Genomic DNA, 24,113 nt, shown 5'->3' on the forward strand with positions numbered 1-24,113 from the left:
TGATGAAACCGGTTCGCGTGGTGCTGGCCGGGGCGCACGGGCACGGCTGGTGGCACCTGTCGAACGTGCGGCGGCTGACCGAGGCGGGGCTGGTCGAGCTGGTCGGGGTGTGCGACGTGCGGCCGGCCTGTGACCTGCCCGCCGGGGTGGAGTTCTCCGGCGACCTGGCCGGGCTGATCGGGCGTGCCTCCGCCGAGGTGACGATCCTGTGCACCCCCATCCACACCCACGCGGAGCTGGCGGAGCGGGCACTGCGCGCCGGCTCGCACGTGCTGCTGGAGAAGCCGCCCGCCGCGACCTACGCCGGCTACGAGCGGATCGCCGCGGTGGTCGCCGAGACCGGGCTCGCCTGCCAGGTGGGATTCCAGAGCCTGGGCTCGGCGGCGATCCCCGCGATCCGGCGGATGGTCGCCGAGGGAGCGATCGGCCGGGTCACCGGGATCGGTGCCGCGGGCGCGTGGGAACGCCCCTACACCTACTACAGCCGGGTGCCGTGGGCCGGCAGGCGCGAGGTCGACGGGGTGCCCGTGGTGGACGGCGCCCTCACCAACCCGCTCGCGCACGCGACCGCGACCGCGCTGGCCATCTCCGGGGCGGAGGTGGGAGACGTCGAGGTCGAGCTCTACCGGGCCAACGCGATCGAGGCGGACGACACCTCGTCCGTGCGGATGCGGATGGACGACGGGACCGTGGTGACCGTCGCGGTCTCGCTCTGCGCGGATCGGCGGCACGAGCCGTACCTGATCGTGCACGGCGAGGAGGGACGGATCAGGCTGACCTACACCGAGGACCGGGTCGAGTTCGACGGGACCTCGGCCGTGCACCCGAGGACCGACCTGCTGGAGAACCTCGTCGCGCACCTCCGCGACGGCACGGAGCTGCTGGTACCGCTGGAGCGGACCCGGGGTTTCATGCGCGTCCTGGAGGCGGTCCGGCTGGCGCCCGAGCCCACCGCCATACCGGACGTGTTCCAGGAGGTCGGTGCGGAGCGCCGGGTGCTGCCCAGGATCGCCGAGGTGACGGCGTCGAGCGCGGAGCGGCTGGCGCTCTACTCGGAACTGCGGGTGCCCTGGAGCGGGCGCCCCCGCCGTACGGAGGGAGCCACCGCGGCCGGTGCGGGACGGACGGTTCCCCGGCCGGGCGACGCCTTGCGGCCGGTGCTCGTGGCGCACGGGCGACAGGTCGCCGAGTACGTCGTGGCGCCTGAGCTGCCGCCGACGTCGTCGCCCCGGCCGTACCTGCACCCGGTGCGCACCCTCGGCGGTACCACCGTGACCGAGGTCGCGCCGGAAGACCACGTGCACCACCTGGGAGTGAGCATCGCGATCTCCGACCTGGGCGGGGGCAACTTCTGGGGCGGGCGCACCTATGTCCGCGACGCCGGTCCCACCTGGCTCGGCGACCACGGCACGCAGCGGCATCTCGGATTCTCCTGGCGCGACTCCTCCGGGTTCGGGGAGTCACTGGCCTGGGAGGGGCCCGACGGCGTCGAGACGGCCCGCGAGGCGCGGAGCGTGCGGGTGGTGGAGCTGGACGGTTGCTGGGCGCTCGACATGTCGTTCGCGCTGACGAACCTCACCGGCGAGCCGCTGCCCGTCAGGAGTTCGGCCACCAAGGGCCGCGCGGGGGCCGGGTACGGCGGTTTCTTCTGGCGGGCGCCGGGGACGGCCGCCGGCCGCCAGGTCTTCACGGCGGACGCCGAGGGCGAGGGCGCGGTGCACGGGTCGACGGCCCCGTGGCTGGCCATGGCCTCGGCGGAGTGGACCCTGGTCTTCGTCCAGCGGGACGATCCCTGGTTCGTCCGGGTCGTGGAGTACCCGGGCGCCGGCCCCGCCCTCGCCTGGGACACGCCGCTGCTCATCGAGGGCACCCTGAGGCGAAGGATCGTCACCGTCGTCGCGGACGGCCGGCTGGACCCCGGCGACGCGGCGGCGCTCGCCGCGGAGGTCGCCCGGTGACGGGCCAGAGGCGGTACGGCATCTCACGCGATGTGACCGACCCGGGACAGCGGAGTGCCTCGGGCGGAGTTCGGCACCCATACGGTCAAGCAATGTCGGGGGACACGACACAGAGAGGTAGAGAGCAATGACTTCACCCTCAAAGCGCCTGGCGATCCTGGCCACGGCCTTGACGCTCGGCACCGGGCTCGCCGCGTGCGGCGCGGAGGAGCCGGAGTCCTCCGGCGGGAAGACCACGATCACCTTCTGGGACGACAACGGCGGCCCGGCGCGCACCCCGGTGTGGCAGCACATCATCGCCGAGTTCCAGAAGGCGAACCCGTCCATCGAGGTGAAGTACGTCGGCATCCCGATCGCCCAGACGCAGCAGAAGTACGACACCGCGATCGCCGGAGGCGGCCTGCCCGACGTGGGCGGTGTCTCCACCGCGATGCTGTCGAGCCTGGTGGCGCAGAAGGCGCTGGAGCCGGTGGACGCCCGGATCTCCGGTGGCGCGCTGAACGGCAAGCTGAACGAGCAGGTGGTGAGCACGGTCAAGGGCACCGTGCCCGACGGCAAGACCTACCTGGTTCCCATGTCTACAAATATGGGTGTTTTCTGGTACCGGACCGACTGGTTCAAGGAGGCCGGCCTCAAGACGCCCACGACCTGGAACGACTTCTTCACCGCCACCGAAAAACTGACCGACACCGCCAAGAACCGCTACGGCTTCACCATCCGCGGCGGGGCGGGCTCGATCGCGCAGATGCTGGAGGTGGTGTACGGCCAGTCCGGCATCACCGAGATCTTCGACGCCTCGGGAAAGGCGACGGTCAACGACCCGAGGAACGTGGCGGCCCTGGAGAAGCTGGCCGGGCTGTACAAGAAGGTCACTCCCGAGGCCGACATCAGCAACGACTACACGAAGATGGTCGCCCAGTTCGACGGCGGCAACATCGCGATCATGCAGCACAACCTGGGGTCGTACCAGGACCACGTCAAGACGATCGGCGCGGGCAACGTGGCGGCCATGCCCGTACCCAAGTCCGACGGCGGCGTCCAGGCGATCCTGTCCAACCCGGTCTCGGGCATCGGCGTGTTCGCCTCCGGCGAGAAGAAGGACGCCGCGTACAAGTTCGCGGAGTTCGCCGCCTCCAAGGAGATGAACAGCTACTGGTCGGAGCAGACCGGCGTGCTCCCGGCCAACACCGACGTCAACGACGAGCCGTGGATCGCGGGGCTGCAGCACATCGCCGCGGCGGTCAAGGTGCTCAATGACCCAGCGACGAAGATCGTGCAGATGCCCTACCACCTGCCGGAGTTCAACGCGATCACCAAGACCGACATGGAGCCGGAGTTCCAGAAGGTCCTGCAGGGCACCCTGTCCCCCAAGGACTTCCTGGACGCGTTCGCGGCCAAACTGACGGAGGCCCAGGCGTCGTACAAGCAGCGTAACGGCGGCTGAGCCTGACCATCGGGGCGGGCGCGCCCATCCCTGACCTGGGCGCGCCCGCCTTCGCCATTCCGGAAGGCTCCCGAGGTTCTCACGGAGCCTCCCCTCCCACCTGACCTGTGGAGGAACCACCATGAAACGAGCCGTCGTGCTCACCGCCCTGCTCTCCCTGGCGGTCCTCACCGCCCCGGCCGCATCCGCCGCCGTCCCGGAGACCCCCACCGCCTCACCCGCCGGGCGGAAGGCGGACCTCGGCCGCCAGACCCTGCCCGCGAACGACGGCTGGGCCGCCGAGGGCACCGGAACCACCGGCGGCGCCGCCGCGCCGGCGTCGAACACGCACACCGTGTCCACCCGGGCCCAGCTCGCCGCCGCGCTCGCCGCGCCCGCACCGAAGATCATTTACGTGAAGGGCACCATCGACACCGACAGGACCTGCGCGGACTACGCGACCGGCGGCTACACGCTGGAGGCCTACCTGGCCGCGTACGACCCCGCGGTGTGGGGCAGGGACACCGAGCCCTCGGGCCCGCTGGAGGACGCGCGGGCCGCCTCGGCCGCCAGGCAGACCGCCAACATCAAGCTCAAGGTCGGTTCCAACACCACGATCGTCGGCCTCGGCAAGGACGCGCGCATCCGGGGCGTCAACCTGCACATCGACAAGGCGGACAACGTCATCGTCCGCAACATCGACTTCGAGGACACCGCCGACTGCTTCCCGCAGTGGGACCCGACCGACGGCGACGAGGGCAACTGGAACTCCCTCTACGACAACATCTCGGTGACCGGCTCGACGCACGTGTGGGTGGACCACAACACCTTCACCGACGGCGACAACCCGGACTCGAAGCAGCCGCTGTACTTCGGCAGGCCCTACCAGGTGCACGACGGGCAGCTCGACATCACCAGCGGCTCCAACTACGTGACGGCCTCCTGGAACCGGTTCGCCGACCATGACAAGACGATGCTGATCGGCTCGACCAACAACCCGGCGACCGACGCGGGCAAGCTGAAGGTCACCGTCCACCACAACCACTTCGACAACACGCTCCAGCGGCTGCCCCGGGTGCGCTTCGGCCAGGTGCACGTCTACAACAACTACTACGAGATCCCGGACGCCTCGACCTTCGTGTACGCCCTCGGCGTGGGCGTGCAGTCGCAGATCTTCGCCGAGAACAACTTCTTCCGGCTGAGCCGGGCCGTGGCTCCGGCGAACCTGCTCTACAACTGGGGCGGCACGTCCCTCACCGCCAGGGGGAACGTGCTCCGCGTCGGCGGGCCCGTCGTCCCACTCGACCTCGTCGCCGCCTACAACGCCGCCCACGACCCCGACTTCGGCACGGACGCGGGCTGGACCCCCACCCTGCACACCGCGATCGAACCGGCCTCGGCGGTGCGCCGGTCCGTCTCCCGGCACGCGGGCTCAGGCAAGATCGGCTAACGCTCCGTACCTGAGCGGAGATCGCGAACGTGCGGTCGAAAACCTGAGCGCGGTGGACCGGTGAGGTGGCCCCTTCAGAAGCCGCCCACCGGACCGAACGGGCCGGCATAGTGCCCCGCAACACAGCGAAAGGTGCCGGACACCTACCAAGGTGTCCGGCACCTTTCGACTGGGAGACTCCGTGACACAGCGAGATCGCTCCGATCGTGAGTTCAGACCGTTTCGGCGCCGTGGCCGGCGGCGATCACGTCAATGTGGCGGGCGAGTTCGAAGTCCTTGGCTGTGAGGCGGTTTCCGGCGTCGTGAGTAGTGATCACGAATCGGATCCGCTGCCAGGTGATGTCAGCTTCTCGGCCCTGAAGGGACCGAGCTTGCAGCTCCTTGCCGTGCATGGGGTGCACGGTTCAGGCCGCGTCGTCGGCAGCGTGACTCACTGCCCTGCGACCGATGTTGATCGCAGCGTTGTGGTCGGCGGGGCCGGCGAACCCGCAGCCGAGGCATTTGAAGTCGTCCCGGCTGGGACGGTTGCGCTTGTCGCAGTGCCCGCACCGATGACAGGTGCGAGAGGTGTTACGAGGATCGACCAGACGCAAGGGCACGCCCGCGAGGGCGGCCTTGTAGGTCACGAACGTGCGCAGCTGGTGAAACGCCCACGAGTGCAGGTCGGCACGCCGAGCCTTGTGAACCGTTACCCGATCACGGATATCTTCGAGGTCTTCGAGGGCGATCCCGGTCCGGGTGTCTTTGGCTTTACCGACCAACTTCTTGCTGATCACGTGGTTGACGTCCCGGGCGAACCGGGACTCAATGCGCTTGCGTTTCTTCAGGAGGCGCTTGGCGGACTTGGTGCCCTTGGCCTGCAGGCGGGCGCGCAGACGGACGTTACGCCGCCGGACGGTGCGTACGCCCTTACCGGTGTGGGTTTCGCCGGTGGAGTCGGTGGCCAGGTTCACGATGCCGAGATCCACCCCCAGCCACTCGTCCGGCTCGTCACCCCGCCGTGCTTCGGGCACGTCGACGACGACGGCGAGGAAGAACATGCCGTCGCGGCAGAGGAGATCGGCCTGTCCCCGTACGGTGCGGTCGTCGACCAGCGGCCCCGGTAGACGACGGGGACGACGACGCGGCCGGTGAGGGTGAGGACGCTGACCGCGTCGCGGCCTTTCCAGGTGAGGATTCGCTGGTCGTAGGCGACCGCACCCAGCTCACGAAACACCGGCTTGATCTTCTTGTCGCGCTTGTAGGCCTCGCATGCCTTGGCGATCGACCGGATGGCCATCTGCGCCGACAGACCGAACCCGGCCCGCAGGTCGGCGTACACCAGCTTCTGCAAGGCGATCTTGCTGGCGGTGCGGTGCTCGAACGCCACCTCGGCGGCACGGTTGGCGGCGGCGTTGCATGCCCGCATCGTCGCCAGCAGCGCCTCGCGCTGCTCAGCACTCGGGGCGAGTTTCAGCATCTCCGTCACCAGCACGCGCCGAGTATGCCATTCGCTGGTTCTTCCGTTCCGTGTTTCCTCTACACGACTCGGAAAGAACCCGATCGACATGACTGACCGGTCAGGGCACACTCGGGCCTGGACGGTCCTCCCGCTCCCGATTCCTCCCCGGCCTGAAGGCCGGGGCATCCTCGGGAGGTTCAGGTGAATATCAGGGTGGTGGCCGACTTCGCGAGCCTTGGCCGCGACGTACATGGCCAGATGTACGCACTCGTGATAGGCGTGCTTGAACGTTCGGACTATGGCCTGCCCCTCACGCTCCCACCCTGGCAGCTCGGCCAGATGGGCGACGATCTGCTCTTCGGACAACAGCTGAGGGGCCATCGGTATCTCCGCGTCATACGGTCAGTTGAAGTGAGAAATGATCTCATTCAGTTCTCTGCCAGACGAGGTGTCTGCCCAAGCAGTCGCGCGGCGAGGGATTTCCCTCAGCGACGACGGCGTGGCCGTCGTCCCTCGGGAGGACTGGAAGCCCCTCGGCGACGACGAGGCCGACCGGCTGCGGCCCGATGACACCACCCCGACCAGCGTGGTGATCGAGCTGGTCGCCCAGCCTCTGCCGGTGTTCGCCTTCGATGATCTACAAGGCCGTGTGGACGCCGCGACCGCTCTCGACCCACTGGAAGGCCGCTGGCCGCGCAGGCGCCTCGCCTGCGCGGCCAGCCCGCCCGGGCGGCTCACCGGCACCGAGGACTCCACGACTGGCCACCGGATCGGACTGCACGTCGACAACTTCGACCGGCTGCCCTACCCCGCCCGGCAGAACAGCCGCCGACGCCCCTGCCTCAACCTGGGACCCGGCACCCGCTATCTCCTGGTCGGCGACCGGGACATCAAGGAGAGACGAGGCGGTCCTGCGCCCGTCGGCGGCCGGCTCCCCGCGAGGGGGGCACAGGCCACCGGGCAGGTCGGAGGAGCAACGGCCGGTAGGTGACCCGCGTCTAGGAGACGACCCCGTCGACCCGGCGGGGGATGCCGAGGGGGTTGTCGTCGCGCAGTTCGGGCGGGAGGAGCTCGGCCGGCCAGTCCTGGTAGGCGGTGGGGACCAGCCACCTGCGGATCGCGGCGGCGCCGACCGAGGTGTGCGCGGCGGCCGTACTCGCGGGCCAGGGGCCGCCGTGGTGCATGGCCCAGCGGACCGCGACACCGGTCGGCCAGCCGTTCCAGATAAGCCGGCCCGCCTTCCTGAGCAGCACCTCGGCGCTATCGCGCGCCTCACCGGGGTCGGTGGCGTGGATCGTGGCGGTCAGCGAGCCGTCCAGCCTCTCCAGTACGGCGGGCAACTCCGCCGCGTCGTCGTAGACCACGACGACGGAGGCCGGGCCGAAGCACTCCTCGGCGATGTCGGGCAGGGCTCCGGCGAACGACGCCAGGTCGGTGACGAACACCTGCGGCGCCACCGCGAAGGCCCCCTCGCCCGGCCGCCCCTCGGCCAGGGTGGTGAGCTTGCCGAGCCTGGCCAGCCCGTGCAGGAAGCCGCCCCGGATCCGCTCGGTGAGCATCGGCCCGCCCGCGGTCGCGGAGACCGCCTCGGAGATGGCGGTCAGCAGTTCGGTGTCGTCGGGGACGAAGACCAGTCCGGGGTTGGTGCAGAACTGGCCGGTGCCGAGGGTCAGCGAGGCGGCGAACCCCTGGGCGAGTCCTTCGCGGTCGGCCGAGGGCAGCACGACGACGGGGTTGACGCTGCCCAGCTCGCCGTAGAAGGGGATGGGTTCCGGGCGCTCGGCGATGAGAGCCTGGACGGCCTTGCCGCCGGGGATCGAGCCGGTGAACCCCACGGCCACCACGGAGGGATGCGTGGCCAGCCGCTTTCCCGCGTCGAGCCCGCGAACCAGGCCCAGGAGTGCCGGATCGGGCAGCGCGCTCTGGATGATCTTCTGTGACAGCTCCGAGGTGCGCGGGTGCCCGTCGTGGGCCTTGACCACCACCGGGCATCCGGCGGCCAGTGCCGAGGCGGTGTCACCGCCGGCGACCGAGAAGGCGAACGGGAAGTTGCTCGCCGCGAAGACGCCGGCCACGCCGGGCAGCGGGTGGTTCATCCGGCGCAGGTCGGGGGCCGGCGGCTGGGCCGTCGCGTGGTCGATCACCGCCTCCACGTGCCCGCCGTCCCGCAGCACCTGGGCGAAGAGCCGGAACTGGCTCGCGGCCCGCCCCACCTCGCCGCGGAGCCGGGTCTCCCCGAGCGCGGTCTCGGCGTCGGCGGCGCGCCAGAGCTCCTCGACGCCTCCCTCCAGCGCCGCCGCGACCGCCTCCAGCACAGGCGCCCGGTCGGCGGAACGCCAGGCGGGCCCCGCCGCGTGGGCGGCTCCGACGACCGCGTCCACCTCGCCGTCCGAGGTCAGGGGGTAGGGATCACCGGCGGACTCGCCGGTCCTGGGGTCAACCGAGTGGATCAACACGAGAGCCTTTCTGCAATGACGTCTGTCACGCCACGGGGGCCACCCTCTTACGGTAAGCGCTTTCCCTCATCGAGGCCACCCAACGCGCGACGGTTTCCAGAACATTCAACGGCACCAACCCCGGCACCTTGAACATTCCCCGATTCGCGGAAGGGCGGCCTTCGACGGAAGACCGGTATCCGGCTCTCGTACCGCTCGTGACCCTCGCCGCGCTCAGCCGCGCGCCGCCCTGTTGACCCCGGCGCGAGCGGCGACCTCCGCGGCATAGCGCGACAGGCCGTCACCCTCCCGGAGGAAGAGGCGAGGTACGACCAGTTCACACTCCAGCAGGACGGGAGTTCCCAGATCACCCGGCAGCGCGTCGACACGGGCGAAGAGCAGCTCTCCGTAATGCTCGGTGAGTGTGTTCACGACGTGGGCCGCCCAGTCCAGCTCCGCGCGCTTCGGCGTGACAGCGGCGATCGTTCCTCCGAAGAGTTCGTGGGCGAACCAGCCGTCGTCGGCGACACGTTTGTGGACAGCATGACTGAAACCACCCCCCAGGAAGATGTAGGAGGTTTCTCCAGCGCCGAGGATACCCGGCAGGAAGGGCTGTACGCCGATGGTGCGCTCGGCGAGCAGTTCCTCGAACAGCGACTCCGCCTTTCCGTCGTCGGGCAGCAGGTGGTGGTCCTCTCCCCGCCGGTCGGCGCCCCTTCCGGTGCCTGCCCGGAACGTCCGCCAGGATCGCGAGGAGACGGCGGGCTTCACCACGACGTCCTCCCAGCCCTCAGCCGCCATCACGCCCGTCAGGCTGCTGGGAGTGCCGCGCTGGAGCCATCTGGTCGGCACGGTGGCGATGCCCGCGCTTTCCAGCATCGGAAGGTAGACGGACTTGTCGTACCCACTGGGAATCAGTGTGGACGGGTTGACGAGGACCCCGGGGCCGCCGACCTTCTCGACATGGCGGCCGAGCACGGAGACCCGTTCGGCGAAGTCATCATGTTTCTGGAAGCCGCGGCACATTCTAAGGTTGACCAGGTCGAAGCTCGCCCAGTCGGTACGGTCCATATCGTCCAGGTGGACGGGGACCGCGGAGACTCCCCGCTCTTCCAGGGCCTTGGCCACCTCTGGGAATTCATCATGGGTCTGCCCCAGATGCACGTAGGCGACTTTCGTTGTGAGGGGCATGCGAACATTCGCCTTTCGTGAATTTCTGACTTGTCTGGCTTCGAATGAAGGGGAACGCGCGAAGAGGCTGATCCGTCGTCGACTCAGCAGGAGGCGACGCGGATGGCCACAGCCCGGCGACGACGGTCAGCCGATTCGCACTCGTGTGCCGTCACCGCCGACGGGCTATTCCGGGCGCACAGCGCCGGCCTTCTCCGGCGACGCGAATCTTTTGCGGTGCCGGCGCCGCCGCACGGCGGTGTCAGCGGCGTCGACCGCGTATCCAGCGATGATCAGCATGGCCAGGGCGTGGGTGCGCAACTTCAGCACGAGGGAGAATCGCCGCCACGTGCCGATCGGCAACCTGGGACGTGACTCCCTCGCCTTGCCCAGCCGGATCTCCCGCGGTGAGACGTAGTCGGTCGAGGAGACGTCGACGGTCCTCGTCGGCTCGGCCAGCAAAGCGCGCCAGAGGCGGGGGAAAGGGCGGGTCAGCGATATCTGGCAGTACGTTCCGGCGACCCGCTCGCCGTGTTCGACGCGCCAGCGGGCCCGCTCCGCCAGGCCCGCCTGCATGCGTCCCTGCCAGCGACGAACCGACGCGACGGGAAGCCAGCCCCAGATAGGGGCGTTCGAGTAGAACAGCCGGCGTTCACAGAATTTTCGGCTGGCGGCCGTCCTGCGATCCTCCAGGGCGCTGTGGCCGCCGGTGGCGCTCAACCAGTGACACCAGCGGGTCCTGGCGGTGCCGTTGGACCAGATCACCAGAAGATCGAGCATGTGGGAGAGCAGGAAGAAACGCGGATCGGCTATCGCCGGGGTGTACTTCTCACGGACCATGTTCCGGATGATGAGCCAGTCCTGGTACGTGCTCTTGTTGACTCGCCTTATGTAGCGGGTGTCCAGGCGGTCTTCCTTGAGATCCCTTTCGATGATGTTCGCCAGATGCCATGAGGTCTGGCACGACTGGCCGATTCCCTGACTGTAGTACGCGTCGATGATCGAGGAGGCGTCACCCACCATCGCATAGCGTTTCGGGTGTATGAACGTGTCGGTCAAATACTGCACGTTGCGATACGACCGGAACTCGAGCAGCGTCTCCTCGGAGAGAACTCCGTCGAAAACGGGGTAGCGGCGGATTATCTCCCAGAATTTGTCGCGGGGGGTCCTTCCCGGCGGCTGGCACCTTTGATCGTACGTGACCCCGACGCTCACGCGTTGCCCGGAGAGGCGGATGATCCAGATCCAGTATCCTTCACCCCACAGGTGCAGGGTGTACAGATCGCGGCGACTCGAAGCCCCGTCCGGGTCCTGATAGCGCCACAGGGGTTCGAACATCTCCTCTTCGAGCCCGGAGAACTGGCCCCAGAGAGCCGTCGTCTGGAAGCCGTCGACGAGTTCTCGTTTTTCCGCCACATGATCGAGTGAACGCGCCAGCACCCGGTTCCTGCCGGAACAGTCAACGACCCACCGAGCGCGTAGTCGACCGCTCGTGTTCGCTACGGAATCAGCCCACGAGACCGTGTGGAAGGCACCATCGGATATGCCCGGGTCGGTAATACGCGCACTGTCCTTGAAATCAATTCCAGGGTGGTCGCGCACCACCTTCAAAAGCACGTCCTCGGTTTCCGGACGGCAGATCTGCATATCGACGGTCAGCGACCGGAACCACTTCTTGTCCTCGGCCATCCGGTAGAGATAGTGGTCCTCATGGCTGTCCGAAGGATGCGACACGGTGTACTCCGACAGCGGCGCGATCACCCACTCCGCCGGGGAGTCGAATTCCTTCTTTCCCTCCATGCCATAGGTGAACCAGACACCGAGCTTGGTGAAGCACTCCTCGTTGAGGAAATCGTCCAGCTCGCCGACGGTCCGCGCGAAACCGGTGGAGACGAGAAACGACTCCCCGACCTTGAAGCTCCGCTTCTGGCGAACCACGTCGTCGACTATCGTCACCCGCAGACCTCGCTTGGCGAGGCTCAGGGCGTTGAGCAGTCCGATGATCCCCGCTCCCATGATGACGACATCCGTCGCCTCCGAAAGCTCCTCCGTACCACCCATATCGCGGTAACAGTTCCCTTCAGCCCAGCGCGTTGACTTGCCCGACCTGCCGCGGGCGCGGCCTCCGGCAATCGCAGAAATCTCGACACAGTCATCGGACCTCCTACCTCGCCGGTCCAACACCACAACCCCAGCAAGATCCTCTTGGAAACGGCTTGAACCAGATTGGGAGCGGTATGACCAGGACGGATTCACCTATTCGGATTCATGACACGGGGCGCGCTCAAGTCAGCTGCAAGCGGGCCCGGCGGTTTCGGGCGGGGCCGGCACCGCCCGGCTCGAATCCAGGCGCGGGGGCGGCGCTCCCCTCACCGGCAGGCCGGCCTCCGGCACCTCGCCGACGACGCCGCCCGGACCGTCCGCGACCGGTGTTCCGCGAACCGAGGCTCCCCGCGCGGGACGCCCTCGGGCCCGTGGAAGCCCGGTGTTCCGGCCCACGGGCGGGCGGCCTGCTCAGCGGTGAAACGTTGGATCATTCTCACCGGCAGAAGAACGCCTCGGATATTCCGTGAATCACGGAAGCTCGGCCTTCCAGCTGGCGATCAGCGTCCGCTTCCCGATCCTCGCCTCCACGTTGTCCTCGGCCGCGCCCAGGGCGGCCCGCAGCGTCTTCGCCTCCTGCCCTCGGTAGACCCGGGAGGTGATCCAGCTGTCAGGCGTGGGCAGGGCCGGCGTGGGAACACCCTTGGGCCAGGTCATCCGCCGTACCGGGTCGGTGTTCTCGTCCTGGTAAAGCGTCACCTCGATCGGCGCGGTGCGGTCCGGCGTGCCGGTGGCCCGGATCCGGCCGGTCAGCGCCGTGAGCCGCTCACCGGCGGCGACGATCCGCTCGTCCTCCACCAGCGGCGCCCCCTCCAGCCGGTTCTCGTGGACCTTCCCGTCCTGGCCGGTCACGGTGATGACGGCGAAGGGCTGGTCGGTGGCTCCCCCGGTACGGTCGAGGGTGCCCTCCCGTCCCGCCAGGGCCTCGACGAGCCCGGCCCGCAGGTCCCCCAGCTCGGTCGCGGAGAGCCGGACGGCGACCAGCTCCCCGTCCCGCAGCGAGACGGCCCGCCCGTCGCCGGTGACGCTCAGGCTGTCACCGCCGACGCAGGTCATCGGGCCGCACCTGAGGAACCGGACCACGACGTCGTCGGTCTGGGCTCCGGTCCGCGCGACGGTCGCGGTGGTTTCGGGGGTCGCGGTGGTTTCGGCGGTCGCGGAACAGCCGGTCAACAGGAGCACGGCGGCCAGCAGAGAACGGATCACATCACTGTGACGACCCGGGAACCGACTTGGTTCACCCGCCTTTCCGCCACGGGAGGCGGGTCAGGACCTGGCGGCCTGGGCGGTTTCCCTGGCCCAGCGGTAGTCGGCCTTGCCCGCCGGGGAGCGGACCATCTCGTCGACGAAGGCGAAGGTCCTGGGCACCTTGTAACCGGAGAGCCTCGCCCGGCAGTGCGCGTCGAGGTCCGCCACCGAAGGGGTCGCGCCGGGACGGAGTTCGACCACCGCGGCGACCCGGCTGCCCCAGCGTTCGTCGGGGATGCCGGTGACGACCGCGTCGAAGACCGCCGGGTGCCCCTTGAGCACCGCCTCGACCTCCTCGGGGAACACCTTCTCACCGCCGGTGTTGATGCAGACCGAGCCTCGCCCGAAGATCGTGATGGTACCGTCCTCCTCGACCTGGCCCATGTCGCCGGTGAGCAGCCAGCGCACACCGCCCGAGTCGGTCACGAAGGTCTTGCCGGTCTTGTCGTCGTCCTTGTAGTAGCCGTAGGCGATCCGGCCGCTCCTGGCGACCATGCCCAGCTCACCCCCGCCGGGCTTGACCGGCTCCAGCCTCTCGTTGAGCACGGCCAGGTTGACCGCGACGTTGGCCTGGAAGCGCTGGCCCGACTCGGGCGAGGAGCCGGGGACCGCCGAGGCGGTGTATCCGGACTCGCTGGACCCGAAGTTGTCCAGGATCATCCTGCCGGGCAGCAGCTCCGCCAGGCGGTCGCGGAGGGAGCCGGTCAGGATGGCGCCGGTGGAGCTGAGCACGAACAGCGACGACAGGTCGTAGCCGCCGCCCGCGAGCTCGTCGATCAGCGGACGGGCCATCGCGTCGCCGGTGATGTTGATCGTCAGGACCCCCTCCCGCTCGATCGCGCGCAGTACCTCGGCCGCGTCGAACTTGCGGACGTAGACCATGGTCCCGCCCATCCACCAGGTGATGAAGGTGGCCATCTGGGCCGCGCCGTGCATCAGCGGGGCCGCCGCCAGCATGGTGACGGGCCCGGAGGCCGCCGCCGCCTCGATCACCTCCTCCGGCGTCGCCCGCGGCTCCCCACCCGGATTGCCGCCGCCGAAGGCGAAGAACAGGTCCTCGACCCGCCACATCACGCCCTTGGGCATGCCGGTCGTGCCACCGGTGTAGATGATGTAGACGTCGTCGCCGGACCGCGCGGGGAACCCGCGCTCCGGCGACCCGGCCGCCAGTGCCTCCTGGTACGGCACCGCGGTCTCGACCTCGGACACCCCGCCCACCGCGATCAGGTGCCGGAGCCGCGGGACCTGCGGGGCGATGGCCGCCACCCGGCTGTCGAACTCCACGTCGAACAGGAGTGCCACGATGTCGGAGTCCTGGTAGAGGTAGAGCAGCTCGGCCTCTACGTAGCGGTAGTTCACGTTGATCGGCACGGCCCGGATCTTGAGCGCGGCCAGCATCCCCACCAGGTACTCGATGCCGTTGTAGAGGTGGATTCCCACGTGCTGACCGGCCGAGACGCCCCGGTCGAGCAGGTAGTGCGCGAGCCGGTCGGCCTCCGCGTCCAGTTCCGCGTAGGTCCGGCGATCATCTCCGCAGATGGCGGCGGTGCGGTCCCCGACCGCGTCCACGATCCCCTCGAACAGATCTGCGTGGTTGAACTCCATGTGCCCCTCCCGGGGGGATCAGGGTCTGTCGCTGCCGACCATCCACATCGCGAAGAACTGGGCGCCTCCCCCGTACGCGTGCCCGAGGGCCCGCCTGGCGCCGTCCACCTGGTGTTCCCCCGCCATCCCCCTGACCTGGAGCGCCGCCTCGGCGAACCGGATCAGCCCGGAGGCGCCGATCGGGTTGCTCGACAGCACGCCGCCCGAGGCGTTCCACGGGATGTCGCCGTCCAGCGCGGTCGCCCCGGACTCGGTGAGCTTCCAGCCCTCCCCCTCGGCGGCGAAGCCGAGGTTCTCCAGCCACATCGGCTCGTACCAGGAGAAGGGCACGTACACCTCCGCCACGTCGATCTCCCTGCGCGGGTCGGTGATGCCGGCCTGCCGGTAGACGTCCGCCGCGCAGTCCTTGCCACCCTGCGGGTTCACCGTGTCGCGGCCCGCGCGGAAGATCGGCTCGGAACGCATCGCGGTGCCGAGGACCCAGGCCGGCGTGCTGTCGGTCAGCTTGCCGGCGGCGGACAGCACCATCGCGCAGGCGCCGTCGGAGGACGGGCAGGTGTCGAGATATCGGATCGGTTCCCAGAGCATCGGGGTCGACTCGACCATCTTCAGGTTGATCCCGGGGATCCTCAGATGGGCGTACGGGTTCTTCAGGGCGTTCTGCCGGTCCTTGACGGCCACCAGGTGGCCGATGTGCTCGGGGGCGCCGGAACGGCGGATGTACTCGCGGATGTGCGGGGCGAAGTAGCCGCCCGCGCCGACGACCAGCGAGGCGCTGAACGGCTGGTGGGTGGAGAGTGCCCAGGTCGCGTTGGACTCCGACTGCTTCTCGAAGGCCACCACCAGCACCCGGTCGTGCACGCCGCCCTGGATCAGCGAGGCGCCGACGAGCGCGGTGGAGCCGCCGACCGAGCCCGCGGTGTGGACCCGCATCATCGGCTTGCCCGCGGCGCCCAGCGCGTCGGCCAGGTACGCCTCGGGCATCATCACGCCCTCGAACAGGTCGGGCGCCTTACCGATGACCACCGCGTCGATGTCCTTCCAGGTCAGGCCCGCGTCCTCCAGAGCGCGCAGGGCCGCCTCGCGGACCAGGCCGGCGATGGAGACGTCGCGCCGCTTGGTCGTGTAGCGGGTCTGACCGACACCGATGACGGCACAGGGATTACTCATGGTCGCTCACCGCTCCTCGCTCGCTCCGCGAACCGCTTGCTCCGCCGCGCGGCCCACTCCGCTCACTGCGTCGGGTTCGCTCCGCCCCATGGTCGCTCACCGCTCCTCGCTCGCTCCGCGAACCGCTTGCTCCGCCGCGCGGCCCACTCCGCTCACTGCGTCGGGTTCGCTCCATGGTCGCTCAGACCTCCATCACGGTGACGAGGTTGTGCTGGAGGCAGGGGCCGCTGGCGGCGTGTCCGAGGGTGCGGCTCGCGGTGCCGTCCAGGATGTGCCGGGCCGCCTCGCCGATCCTGATGAGGCCGGTGGCCATGACCGGGTTGGCCGCCAGGGGGCCGCCGCTCGGGTTGACCCGGGTGCCCCCGGGAAGCTCCAGCGCCCGGCGCAGGATGATCTCCTCGTGGCTGAACTGGGCGTGCAGCTCGGCCACCTCGACGTCACCCTTGCCGACCCCCGCCGCTCGTGCGGCATCGGCGGCGGAGGCCGACCGGGCGAGGTCCCTCATGCCCAGGTAGTGGGGTTCTATGCGGTGCGCGATCCCGGTGATCCACGCGGGGCGCTCGCACAGCTCCCTGGCCAGGTCTCCCGCCGCCAGCACCACCGCGGCGGCGCCGTCGGTGATCGGGGCGATGTCGTACGGCCGCAGCGGCTCGACCTCGCCCCCCTCCCCCGCCGGTTCCGGCAGGTCGAGGGCGTAGGGGTTGGCTCTCCCGTCGGCGCGGCTGCGCCGCACGATCTCGTCCAGCTCGGCCCGCTCCGCCCCGGTGGCCGACGCCTGGAGCGCCGCGAAGGAGACCTGGTCCAGGCCGAGGGGGGCCAGGTAGTACGGGTCCAGCTGGAGCGTCATGATCTCCCGCAGGTCCCCCTGGGAGGACTTGCCGAAGCCGTAGACCAGGGCCGAGTCGACGTCGCCGTGCTGCAGCCTGACCCAGGCCTCGTACAGCGCCCAGGCCGCGTCCATCTCGACGTGGCTCTCCGAGATCGGCGGCCAGGCACCGAGCGCGTCGAGCGCGGAGACGAAGGAGAACGGGGCGCCCGCCAGGTAGTCACACGACCCCGAGCAGGTGAAGCCGAACTTCCGCAGCCCCGTGGCGGCTCTGACCGTCTCCAGCAGGGGCAGGATGAGCTCGGACTCGCTCTGCCCCTCGTCGACGGCGCTGTGCCGGGTCTGCGCGAACGCGACGACCGCTATCTCACGCATCTACAGCTCCACGTCCGGCTCGCCGGTGGGGGCGAACCACTTGATGTTCGACATGGACGTCGTCCGTTCCTCCTCGGGCACCCACACGGCCCGCACCCGCATGCCCTGGCGTACCTCGTGGGCCGCGATCCCGCCGACCAGGGCGATCATCGGGATGTCGGTGCCGTCGAGCTGGATGTAGGCCGAGACGAACGGCACCTCGGGGGCGCGCGGGTCGGGCAGGTTGTTGATGGCGAAGGTGGTGACCGTGCCGGTGTCGGGGACGACCACCTCCTCGGTGATCGAGACTCCGCACTCGGGGCAGGACAGCCGGTAGGGCACGTAGACCTTGTGGCAGCCGCCGCACCGGCAGCCGATGAGGACACCCTCGGCGACGCCCTGCAGGAACCGGGCCAGCGCCAGGCCCGGCCGGAGCGAGTACTCGACGCGGACCTCGGAGACGATCCTGGTGACCTCGGGAACGAAGCTCTCGATGTCGGTGATGTGCCCGGTGCGCTCGGCCCGCCAGCGGGGGCGTACCCGCAGCCCGGGGCGCATGGCCTTGACGTCTCCCGCGTCCACCGCGTGCACCAGCGCGGTGTCGGCTCCGTCCAGCCGGATCAGTGCCCAGGCGAACGGCCGGTCCAGCGGATGGCCCTTCCTCGGGGTGTTCACCCACGCCCAGCTCTCGACGGTCCCGGCCGGACCGACCTCGACGAACTCCTCGGTGACGGCGTCGCCGGTGTCGGGGTCGTACTCCAGCGGCGGCACCAGGGTCCGCCCGGCCGCCGTACGGACCCCGACGACGCGTCCGTCCCGCAGCTCGGTGAGAAAGCGTCCGATCACCGGTCCCGTCGTACGCGTGTAACCGCCGGGGAACTCCAGCGCGTGCCGGGCCCGCAGGGTCGTTGGATCGCTAGATGGCACGTTCGTGTCCCTCCCAGTACGGGTCACGTAGCTTGCGTTTGAGGAGCTTGCCGTTGGGCTCGCGGGGCATCTCGCCGATGAAGTCGATGGACCTGGGCCACTTCATCTTCGACAGGCGGCCTCTCAGCGACTCGAGGAGCTCGGCGGCCAGCTCGGGCGAGGGCGCCACTCCCGGGGCCGGCTCGACCACCGCCTTGATCTGCTCGCCCCACTCCTCGTCGGGGATGCCGAACACGGCCACGTCGCCGACCTTGGGGTGGACCATCAGCTCGTTCTCGATCTCGGCCGGATAGATGTTGGCCCCACCGGAGATGATCATGTCGGCCTTGCGGTCGCAGAGGAAGAGGAAGCCCTCCTCGTTCAGGTAGCCGATGTCGCCGACGGTGAAGTAGTCCTGCAACCGGCCGGCCTCGGTCTTCTCCCGGTCGCCCTTGTACTCGAACCTGACGCCCATCATCTTCATGTAGACGGTGCCGGGGGTCCCGGTCGGGACGGGCTCCATGTCCTCGTCCACGATGAGCAGCTCGCTGATCGGCCAGGCGGTGCCGACGGTGCCGGGGTGCTTCTTCCAGCCCTCCGGGGTGGCGATGGTGCCGCCGCCCTCGGTCGCCGCGTAGTACTCGTAGATGCAGTCGCCCCACCACTCGAACATGGCCCACTTGACCGGGACCGGGCAGGGGGCCGCGGCGTGGATCATCCATTTGAGGGAGGAGAGGTCGTACCGTGACCTCACCTCGTCGGGGAGCGCGAGCAGCCGCTTGAAGTGGGTGGGGACCATGTGCGAGTTGGTGACGCGGTACCTCTCGCAGAGCCGGAGCGTCTGCTCGGCATCCCATTTGTCCATGTAGACGAGCGTGTGCCCCATCTGCAGGGCCGTCCCGCCGAACTGGGTGACGGCCGTGTGGTAGTTCGGTGAGGTGACCAGGTGGACGTTCTCCTTGCCCGGCGTGATGCCGAACAGGGCGAGCAGGAAGGTCATCAGCTCGGCGGCGTCGTCGGGGTCCATGCCGTTGAGCGGGCGGCGCACGCCCTTGGGCTTGCCCGTGGTGCCGGAGGTGTAGTGCATGGTGGCGCCCGCCGTACGGTCGGCGGGTGCGGTGTCCGGCTGCCCGTCCGTCAGCTCCGCGGCGGGCCGCACCCCGTCCACCTGGCCGAACGCGAAGACGCGGTCCCCGGCGATGCCCGAGGAGGTCACGCCGCGCAGTCCCTCGGTGGCGTGGCGCTCGTCTATGAAGAAGGCCTGTGCCTCGCTGTCCGCGACGATGTAGCCGATCTCGGGACCGGTGAGGTGCCAGTTGATCGGGGTGTAGTACCAGCCGGCCTGCAGGGCGGCCAGGTAGAGGACCAGCCCGTCGGAGCCGTTGGGCACGAGACCGCAGATGCCGTCGCCGGTCTTCAGCCCGAGCTCTCTCAGCCCGTGGACGAGGCGGTTGGCGCGGGCGAGGAGGTCGCCGGCGCGGTGTTCCGTGCCGTCGGGATCAACGGCGGCCACCCAGTCGGGGTCCGCCTGTGCCAGTCTCCAGAAACCGAGCGTACCCATCGGAAATCCTCTCTGTCGAAAGGCCCCGGCTCGCCGGAGTGAATCACGTTCTCTTTATGGCGACAAGCCCTGGCGGAAAGGGGTAAATAGAACAGGAATCTGTTCTTGTACGCATGGGCAGACTAACCCCAGGAAGCACACCTAGCAAGCGCTTGATACGACCCCTGGCCACCGGATGGACCTTGACCATTTCACGATGATCCGGCCCCCGGAAGGTGTCCGGGGCGGACTTCTCACAGCCGGGCGGCCTGGCGGTGCGGACCGCGCCGGACCTAGGATTGCCTACCAAGCGCTTGGTAAAGTAACGGAGGTCTTCCCGTGGAACTTCTGCCGATCAGCACGCCGCACTGCCGGATCGAGCGCGACGGTCATGTCGTCGTCGTCACCCTGGACCGGCCCGAGGCGAGGAACGCGCTCTCCTCGGACATGCTGGTCGGCCTGGCCGACGCCTGGTCCTACGTCTCCGGCGAGCCCGAGGTCCGCGTCGCCGTGCTGACCGGCGCGGACGGGACGTTCTGCGCGGGCGCCGACCTCAAGGCCATGGGCACTCCTTCGCAGGACCCCCGGGTCAGGGAGCGGGCCGCGGCCATCCCCGACTTCCACTGGAAGGGCCTGCTCCGCGATTCGGACGCGCTGCCGACCAAGCCGATCGTCTGCGCGGTCGAGGGATACGCCGTGGCCGGCGGCACCGAGCTGCTGGTCGGCACCGACCTGCGGGTGATCGCCGAGTCCGCCACCCTCGGCCTCTTCGAGGCCCGCCGCGCGCTGTTCCCGATGGGCGGCTCGGCGATCCGGCTCCCGCGCCAGATCCCGTACGCCTTCGCCATGGACATCCTGCTGACCGGCCGCGCCGTCACCGCGCAGGAGGCGCTGAGCATGGGCCTGGTCAACCGTGTCGTCCCCGACGGGCAGGCGCTGGCCGTCGCACTGGAGATCGCCGCCCAGGTCGCCGAGTGCGGCCCACTCGCCGTCCAGGCCATCCTGCGCACCTACCGCGAGACCCTGGGCATGCCCGAGGCCGAGGCGCTCAAGGTCTCCGACGGCATCGGCTGGCCGGTCATCGGCTCACAGGACGCCAAGGAGGGCTCCCGCGCCTTCCGCGAGAAGCGCCCGGCCGTCTACCGGGGCGAGTGAGACCGCCAAGCCCGGGAGGCCTCACACGGAAGAGGGGACGCCCGGCGGGCGCCCCCTCTCATCGGTTCATCGCGGGTTGTCGCGACTCAGCTCAGCTGAGCGCGTCCGCCAGGTCGCGAAGAGCCTTGATCAGCGCGGCCTGCGCGCTGTCGGCGGCGTCGAGCTGGTTCGAGACAGCCCTCAGCTGCGCCACGGCGGCCTTCTTCTGCGGGCCGTCCTTGAACTTCTCGGCCCGGTCGACGAACTTCCGCACGTTGTCGGCCGTGTCCTGCTGCATGGTGCCGGTACGCAGCGCCTGCGCGTAGTACGCCCGCACGACCTCGAAGCTCGGTGCCCACGTCACCTTCGGCTGGGTCTGCGCGTTGAAGCCGTCGTAGCGCACCAGGGCCGCGGCGTCGACCTCGGCCTTGTCCAGGTGCTCGCTCGGCGTCAGCGCGAGCACGTCGAACCCACGGGCCATCTCGCTGCCGTAGATGTGGCCGTTGTAGTAGTAGCTGGACCAGACACCACCGATGGTCAGCGAGGTGGCGTTGACCGGACCGCGGTCGAAGAACGCGATCTCCTTCGGGTTGGCCGAGTCGGTGAAGTCGAAGGCCGAGATGCCGCCCTGGTACCAGGCCTGGACCATGATGTCGCGTCCGGGCACGGGGACGAGCGACCCGTTGTGGGCCACACAGTTCTCCTGGTTGACCTGGGCCACCGGGAGCTTGTAGTAGCTGCGGAACTGCATCTTGCCGTCGACGATGTCGAAGATGGCGTTCGCGCCCCACGAGGGCTCGTCGGTCGTCCGGCAGCGCGCACCGGTGCCGCCACCCCACTCGTCGGTGAAGACGATCTTCGTCCCGTCGTTGTTCAGGGTCGCCGAGTGCCAGTAGGCGAAGTTCGGGTCGGTGACCTCGTCCAGCCTGACCGGGTTGGCCGGGTCGGAGATGTCGAGCAGCAGACCGTTACCGGCGCAGGCCGCCGCGGCCAGGCCGATCGCCGGGTAGGCGGTGATGTCGTGGCAGTGGGTCGTGACCGGCTGCGGCGACCAGGTCGAGCCGGACGGGTGCCGGGGCGCGGGCGGGGTGTTCTGCAGGCCGTTGATCGCACCGGTCTCCCGGTCGGCGAACAGGCGGGGGTTGCTCACGATCGCCGCGTTCTGCGGCGCGGCCAGCGGCACCTTGATGACGTCGATCCGCCACTGTGCGGTGTTCGGGTCCGTCGCGGCCCCGTTGACGCAGCCGGCCAGCTCACTGCCGGACCGGATGCTGGAGGTGCCCGAGACGTAGACGTAGAGGTTGTCCGGGTCGTTCTTGCCGGTCACCAGCGACAGGGTGTGCGATCCGCGGCAGGTCTGGACCGCGGCCACCTGCACCGGGTTCCGGACGTCGCTGACGTCGAAGACCCGGACACCCCGGAACCTGTCGGGGTTGACGGTGCCACTGGCGCCCTGGGTGCCACAGTCGAGCCGACCGCGCGTCTCCTCGACGGCCATGAACAGCAGGTTGCCGTGGACCGACACGTCGCCCTGGCCACCCGGGCAGACCACCGAGGTGGTCAGGGTCGGGTTCGCGGGGGTGGAGATGTCATAGATGTTGAAACCGTGGAAGTTGCCCACGAAGGCATGGTCGCCGCTGAACGCCATGTCCGAGTTGGCGTACGAAAGATTGCCGACGTTCGTCGGCTGGAAGAACCCCTCCGGCTTGTCGCGGTGTGCCAGGAGCTGCAGTCCGGCGCCGGCCTCCTGCGCGTCCAGCCATCCGGCACCGAGACCGATCCGCGGATCGACGTCGGCCGCCACGGCCGTGGCGGGCAACATCCCGACCACGACCGCCCCCGTAGCGATCACCACCCCTAGCTTGCTCAACTTGGCACGTCCCCAACGTGCCGCACGGCCCTCACTCATGGGTCGCTGCTCCTTATCTAGTGTTCCATTGACGTGACCCAACGCAGTGCGATAGGGGATCTCGAAGCTCATATCTATACAAGCATCCAAGATCAGCACGTCAGCATAGAAACAGTAACGGAGCGTCGAGAGATGTGCTATACCCTGCGATATCGATTGATTACGGACTTTCAGCACCAATAAGTCGAAAGCGGGTTTATATCATGTTCTCATCACTCCCGCTACGGCGAGTCATACCCCTTATTCTTATCGTGACAATCCTCTCCGCCTGCACGTCCGAGGACGCCGAGAAGACCGCCGAACGCGCCCCCGTGGTCGTACAGCCGGGCGTCCCCGGGAAGTCAGGTCAGGTGCTCACCGGCGAGAAGCTGCCCCAACCCGAGGAGCAGCAGTACACCGAGGCCGACGTACGCTTCATGCAGGGGATGATCCCGCACCACGCGCAGGCCCTGGTGATGGCCGAACTCGTCCCCGCCCGCAGCACCCGCAAGGACCTGTCACTGCTCGCCAAGCGGATCAGGGCATCACAGCAGGACGAGATCCTGCTGATGCAGAACTGGCTCCGGGCACGCCTCAAGCAGGTGCCGAACGGGTCCTCCGGCCACGCGCACGGCGGGATCATGCCCGGGATGCTCACCGAGGCGCAGCTCACCGAACTGGAGAAGGCGAGCGGCGCCGAGTTCGACAAGCTCTTCGTCCAGTTCATGATCCGCCACCACACGGGCGCGCTGAGCATGGTGGAGAAACTCTTCGCCGACGGCGGCGGCCAGGAACCCGAGACCTACCGCTTCGCCACCGACGTCGACGCGGACCAGCGCATCGAGATCGACCGCATGCAACAACTCCTCGCCCAAATGGGCGGCACCCCACTCGACTGACCGTTCACCGACCGTCCCGAGAGTCGTCGAATGCGGGTGGCTCACCGCACCGCGGGAACAACCGCTACTCGGCGGTCTCCATGTGCGGGGCATTTCCCGCTCTCGCCCCGCGGCCGCTGGGTGAGTGAGCGCCGACGCGGGCCTCGCCGCCGCAGTGGCGGCAGATGACCATCGCGTCGAGGGCCTCGCCGCAGGAGTGCCGCCAGCGGACCGGGGGGTCGTCGGGATGCAGGTGGCGGTCGCCCCACCTCATGAGCGCGATCAGGACGTCGCACAGTTCGACGCCCGCGGGCGTGAGGTGGTACTCGAAGCGTACGGGGTGGTCACTGTAGCGCTCCCGCCGGATGATCCCGGCCGCCTCCAGCTTGCGCAGCCGGGCGGTGAGGATGTCGCGGGAGGCTCCGGTGTTGAGCACGATGCCGTCGAACCGCCGCACGCCGTAGCTGAGCTCGCGGATCACCAGCAGGCTCCACCGCTCGCCGACCAGGTCCAGGGTGTCGGCGATGGAGCACTCGCGCGGCTGAGCCTCCTTTGGCATGTCGTGCAGTTTAGCCGCCGTTCTC

20 protein-coding genes and 1 pseudogene are annotated in these 24,113 nt (G+C 69.0%); 6 read left to right on the forward strand and 15 right to left on the reverse strand.

Features of this window, described 5'->3' with window-relative positions; all coding sequences use genetic code 11:
* Positions 1-2 precede the first annotated feature (2 nt).
* The 3 genes from AB0J58_RS04440 to AB0J58_RS04450 all read left to right on the forward strand — a co-directional run bounded on the left by AB0J58_RS04440 (position 3) and on the right by AB0J58_RS04450 (position 4,831).
* On the forward strand, positions 3-1,958 hold the full coding sequence (locus AB0J58_RS04440) for a DUF6807 family protein (RefSeq protein WP_364210114.1): 1,956 nt from the start codon (positions 3-5) through the stop codon (positions 1,956-1,958).
* Between the two features lie 127 nt (positions 1,959-2,085).
* Positions 2,086-3,402 (forward strand): sugar ABC transporter substrate-binding protein, encoded by a 1,317-nt coding sequence (locus AB0J58_RS04445; protein ID WP_364210117.1) that lies wholly within the window; start codon positions 2,086-2,088, stop codon positions 3,400-3,402.
* A 121-nt stretch (positions 3,403-3,523) separates the two neighbouring features.
* Positions 3,524-4,831, forward strand: coding sequence for a pectate lyase (locus AB0J58_RS04450; RefSeq protein WP_364210120.1), 1,308 nt, complete (start codon positions 3,524-3,526; stop codon positions 4,829-4,831).
* A gap of 212 nt (positions 4,832-5,043) precedes the next feature.
* On the opposite strand, the gene AB0J58_RS04455 is transcribed toward AB0J58_RS04450, so the two are convergent.
* From AB0J58_RS04455 to AB0J58_RS04470, 4 genes and pseudogenes are all read right to left on the reverse strand, one after another.
* Complete coding sequence (locus AB0J58_RS04455; protein ID WP_364210123.1) at positions 5,044-5,223, reverse strand: 4a-hydroxytetrahydrobiopterin dehydratase; 180 nt, start codon at positions 5,221-5,223, stop codon at positions 5,044-5,046.
* Positions 5,224-5,235: 12 nt separating this feature from the next.
* Positions 5,236-5,871, reverse strand: coding sequence for a transposase (locus AB0J58_RS04460; protein WP_364210126.1), 636 nt, complete (start codon positions 5,869-5,871; stop codon positions 5,236-5,238).
* Positions 5,781-6,305 (reverse strand): hypothetical protein, encoded by a 525-nt coding sequence (locus AB0J58_RS04465; RefSeq protein ID WP_364210260.1) that lies wholly within the window; start codon positions 6,303-6,305, stop codon positions 5,781-5,783. Before AB0J58_RS04465 ends, AB0J58_RS04460 begins: the two co-directional genes overlap by 91 nt.
* A gap of 174 nt (positions 6,306-6,479) precedes the next feature.
* Positions 6,480-6,653: pseudogene (locus tag AB0J58_RS04470) on the reverse strand (4a-hydroxytetrahydrobiopterin dehydratase); the annotation flags it as partial.
* A 118-nt stretch (positions 6,654-6,771) separates the two neighbouring features.
* Here AB0J58_RS04470 and AB0J58_RS04475 point away from each other — a divergent pair.
* Entirely contained in the window at positions 6,772-7,263 is a 492-nt protein-coding gene (locus AB0J58_RS04475; protein WP_364210129.1) for a hypothetical protein, read from the forward strand.
* Positions 7,264-7,270: 7 nt separating this feature from the next.
* On the opposite strand, the gene AB0J58_RS04480 is transcribed toward AB0J58_RS04475, so the two are convergent.
* The 9 genes from AB0J58_RS04480 to AB0J58_RS04520 all read right to left on the reverse strand — a co-directional run bounded on the left by AB0J58_RS04480 (position 7,271) and on the right by AB0J58_RS04520 (position 19,650).
* Positions 7,271-8,725: an aldehyde dehydrogenase (NADP(+)) gene (locus AB0J58_RS04480; protein WP_364210132.1), complete on the reverse strand. Its 1,455-nt coding sequence runs from the start codon at positions 8,723-8,725 to the stop codon at positions 7,271-7,273.
* Positions 8,726-8,941: 216 nt separating this feature from the next.
* Positions 8,942-9,898: a hypothetical protein gene (locus AB0J58_RS04485; RefSeq protein ID WP_364210135.1), complete on the reverse strand. Its 957-nt coding sequence runs from the start codon at positions 9,896-9,898 to the stop codon at positions 8,942-8,944.
* A 165-nt stretch (positions 9,899-10,063) separates the two neighbouring features.
* Positions 10,064-11,938 (reverse strand): FAD-dependent monooxygenase, encoded by a 1,875-nt coding sequence (locus AB0J58_RS04490; protein WP_364210138.1) that lies wholly within the window; start codon positions 11,936-11,938, stop codon positions 10,064-10,066.
* Between the two features lie 513 nt (positions 11,939-12,451).
* A complete protein-coding gene (locus tag AB0J58_RS04495; RefSeq protein ID WP_364210141.1) occupies positions 12,452-13,186 on the reverse strand; it encodes a hypothetical protein in 735 nt (244 codons plus the stop codon).
* A 60-nt stretch (positions 13,187-13,246) separates the two neighbouring features.
* Positions 13,247-14,833, reverse strand: a complete 1,587-nt coding sequence (locus tag AB0J58_RS04500) for an acyl-CoA synthetase (RefSeq protein WP_364210144.1) — start codon at positions 14,831-14,833, stop codon at positions 13,247-13,249.
* A gap of 18 nt (positions 14,834-14,851) precedes the next feature.
* Positions 14,852-16,003 (reverse strand): thiolase domain-containing protein, encoded by a 1,152-nt coding sequence (locus tag AB0J58_RS04505; RefSeq protein ID WP_364210147.1) that lies wholly within the window; start codon positions 16,001-16,003, stop codon positions 14,852-14,854.
* Between the two features lie 181 nt (positions 16,004-16,184).
* Positions 16,185-17,204, reverse strand: a complete 1,020-nt coding sequence (locus AB0J58_RS04510; protein WP_364210150.1) for a thiolase domain-containing protein — start codon at positions 17,202-17,204, stop codon at positions 16,185-16,187.
* Entirely contained in the window at positions 17,205-18,110 is a 906-nt protein-coding gene (locus tag AB0J58_RS04515) for an OB-fold domain-containing protein (protein WP_364210153.1), read from the reverse strand. It abuts the gene before it with no gap.
* The gene (locus tag AB0J58_RS04520; RefSeq protein WP_364210156.1) at positions 18,100-19,650 is read right to left on the reverse strand and encodes an acyl-CoA synthetase; all 1,551 of its coding nucleotides are present in this window, start codon (positions 19,648-19,650) and stop codon (positions 18,100-18,102) included. The genes AB0J58_RS04515 and AB0J58_RS04520 overlap by 11 nt, the downstream gene beginning before the upstream one ends.
* Positions 19,651-19,968: 318 nt before the next feature.
* Here AB0J58_RS04520 and AB0J58_RS04525 point away from each other — a divergent pair, with 318 nt between their 5' ends.
* Positions 19,969-20,784: a crotonase/enoyl-CoA hydratase family protein gene (locus AB0J58_RS04525; RefSeq protein ID WP_364210159.1), complete on the forward strand. Its 816-nt coding sequence runs from the start codon at positions 19,969-19,971 to the stop codon at positions 20,782-20,784.
* A gap of 91 nt (positions 20,785-20,875) precedes the next feature.
* Here the strand turns inward: AB0J58_RS04525 and AB0J58_RS04530 are convergent, their stop codons facing one another.
* A complete protein-coding gene (locus AB0J58_RS04530; protein ID WP_364210162.1) occupies positions 20,876-22,672 on the reverse strand; it encodes a hypothetical protein in 1,797 nt (598 codons plus the stop codon).
* A gap of 251 nt (positions 22,673-22,923) precedes the next feature.
* Between AB0J58_RS04530 and AB0J58_RS04535 the strand changes: the two genes are divergently transcribed.
* Entirely contained in the window at positions 22,924-23,550 is a 627-nt protein-coding gene (locus AB0J58_RS04535; RefSeq protein WP_364210165.1) for a DUF305 domain-containing protein, read from the forward strand.
* Between the two features lie 64 nt (positions 23,551-23,614).
* Here AB0J58_RS04535 and AB0J58_RS04540 read toward each other — a convergent pair whose 3' ends face one another.
* Positions 23,615-24,088, reverse strand: a complete 474-nt coding sequence (locus AB0J58_RS04540; RefSeq protein WP_364210168.1) for a helix-turn-helix domain-containing protein — start codon at positions 24,086-24,088, stop codon at positions 23,615-23,617.
* Between the last annotated feature and the right edge of the window lie 25 nt (positions 24,089-24,113).

Origin of the sequence: Streptosporangium sp. NPDC049644, from assembly GCF_040675205.1 — a bacterium.
Classification (GTDB): domain Bacteria; phylum Actinomycetota; class Actinomycetes; order Streptosporangiales; family Streptosporangiaceae; genus Streptosporangium; species Streptosporangium fukuiense.

Excerpts from the sequence above, each read along its gene's own strand:
- AB0J58_RS04490 (WP_364210138.1), bottom strand. The coding sequence starts at position 11,938 with ATGGGTGGTACGGAGGAGCTTTCGGAGGCGACGGATGTCGTCATCATG.
- AB0J58_RS04445 (WP_364210117.1), top strand. The coding sequence starts at position 2,086 with ATGACTTCACCCTCAAAGCGCCTGGCGATCCTGGCCACGGCCTTGACG.
- AB0J58_RS04485 (WP_364210135.1), bottom strand. The coding sequence starts at position 9,898 with ATGCCCCTCACAACGAAAGTCGCCTACGTGCATCTGGGGCAGACCCAT.
- AB0J58_RS04440 (WP_364210114.1), top strand. The coding sequence starts at position 3 with ATGAAACCGGTTCGCGTGGTGCTGGCCGGGGCGCACGGGCACGGCTGG.
- AB0J58_RS04540 (WP_364210168.1), bottom strand. The coding sequence starts at position 24,088 with ATGCCAAAGGAGGCTCAGCCGCGCGAGTGCTCCATCGCCGACACCCTG.
- AB0J58_RS04500 (WP_364210144.1), bottom strand. The coding sequence starts at position 14,833 with ATGGAGTTCAACCACGCAGATCTGTTCGAGGGGATCGTGGACGCGGTC.
- AB0J58_RS04505 (WP_364210147.1), bottom strand. The coding sequence starts at position 16,003 with ATGAGTAATCCCTGTGCCGTCATCGGTGTCGGTCAGACCCGCTACACG.
- AB0J58_RS04520 (WP_364210156.1), bottom strand. The coding sequence starts at position 19,650 with ATGGGTACGCTCGGTTTCTGGAGACTGGCACAGGCGGACCCCGACTGG.
- AB0J58_RS04455 (WP_364210123.1), bottom strand. The coding sequence starts at position 5,223 with ATGCACGGCAAGGAGCTGCAAGCTCGGTCCCTTCAGGGCCGAGAAGCT.
- AB0J58_RS04460 (WP_364210126.1), bottom strand. The coding sequence starts at position 5,871 with ATGTTCTTCCTCGCCGTCGTCGTCGACGTGCCCGAAGCACGGCGGGGT.
- AB0J58_RS04530 (WP_364210162.1), bottom strand. The coding sequence starts at position 22,672 with ATGAGTGAGGGCCGTGCGGCACGTTGGGGACGTGCCAAGTTGAGCAAG.
- AB0J58_RS04450 (WP_364210120.1), top strand. The coding sequence starts at position 3,524 with ATGAAACGAGCCGTCGTGCTCACCGCCCTGCTCTCCCTGGCGGTCCTC.
- AB0J58_RS04510 (WP_364210150.1), bottom strand. The coding sequence starts at position 17,204 with ATGCGTGAGATAGCGGTCGTCGCGTTCGCGCAGACCCGGCACAGCGCC.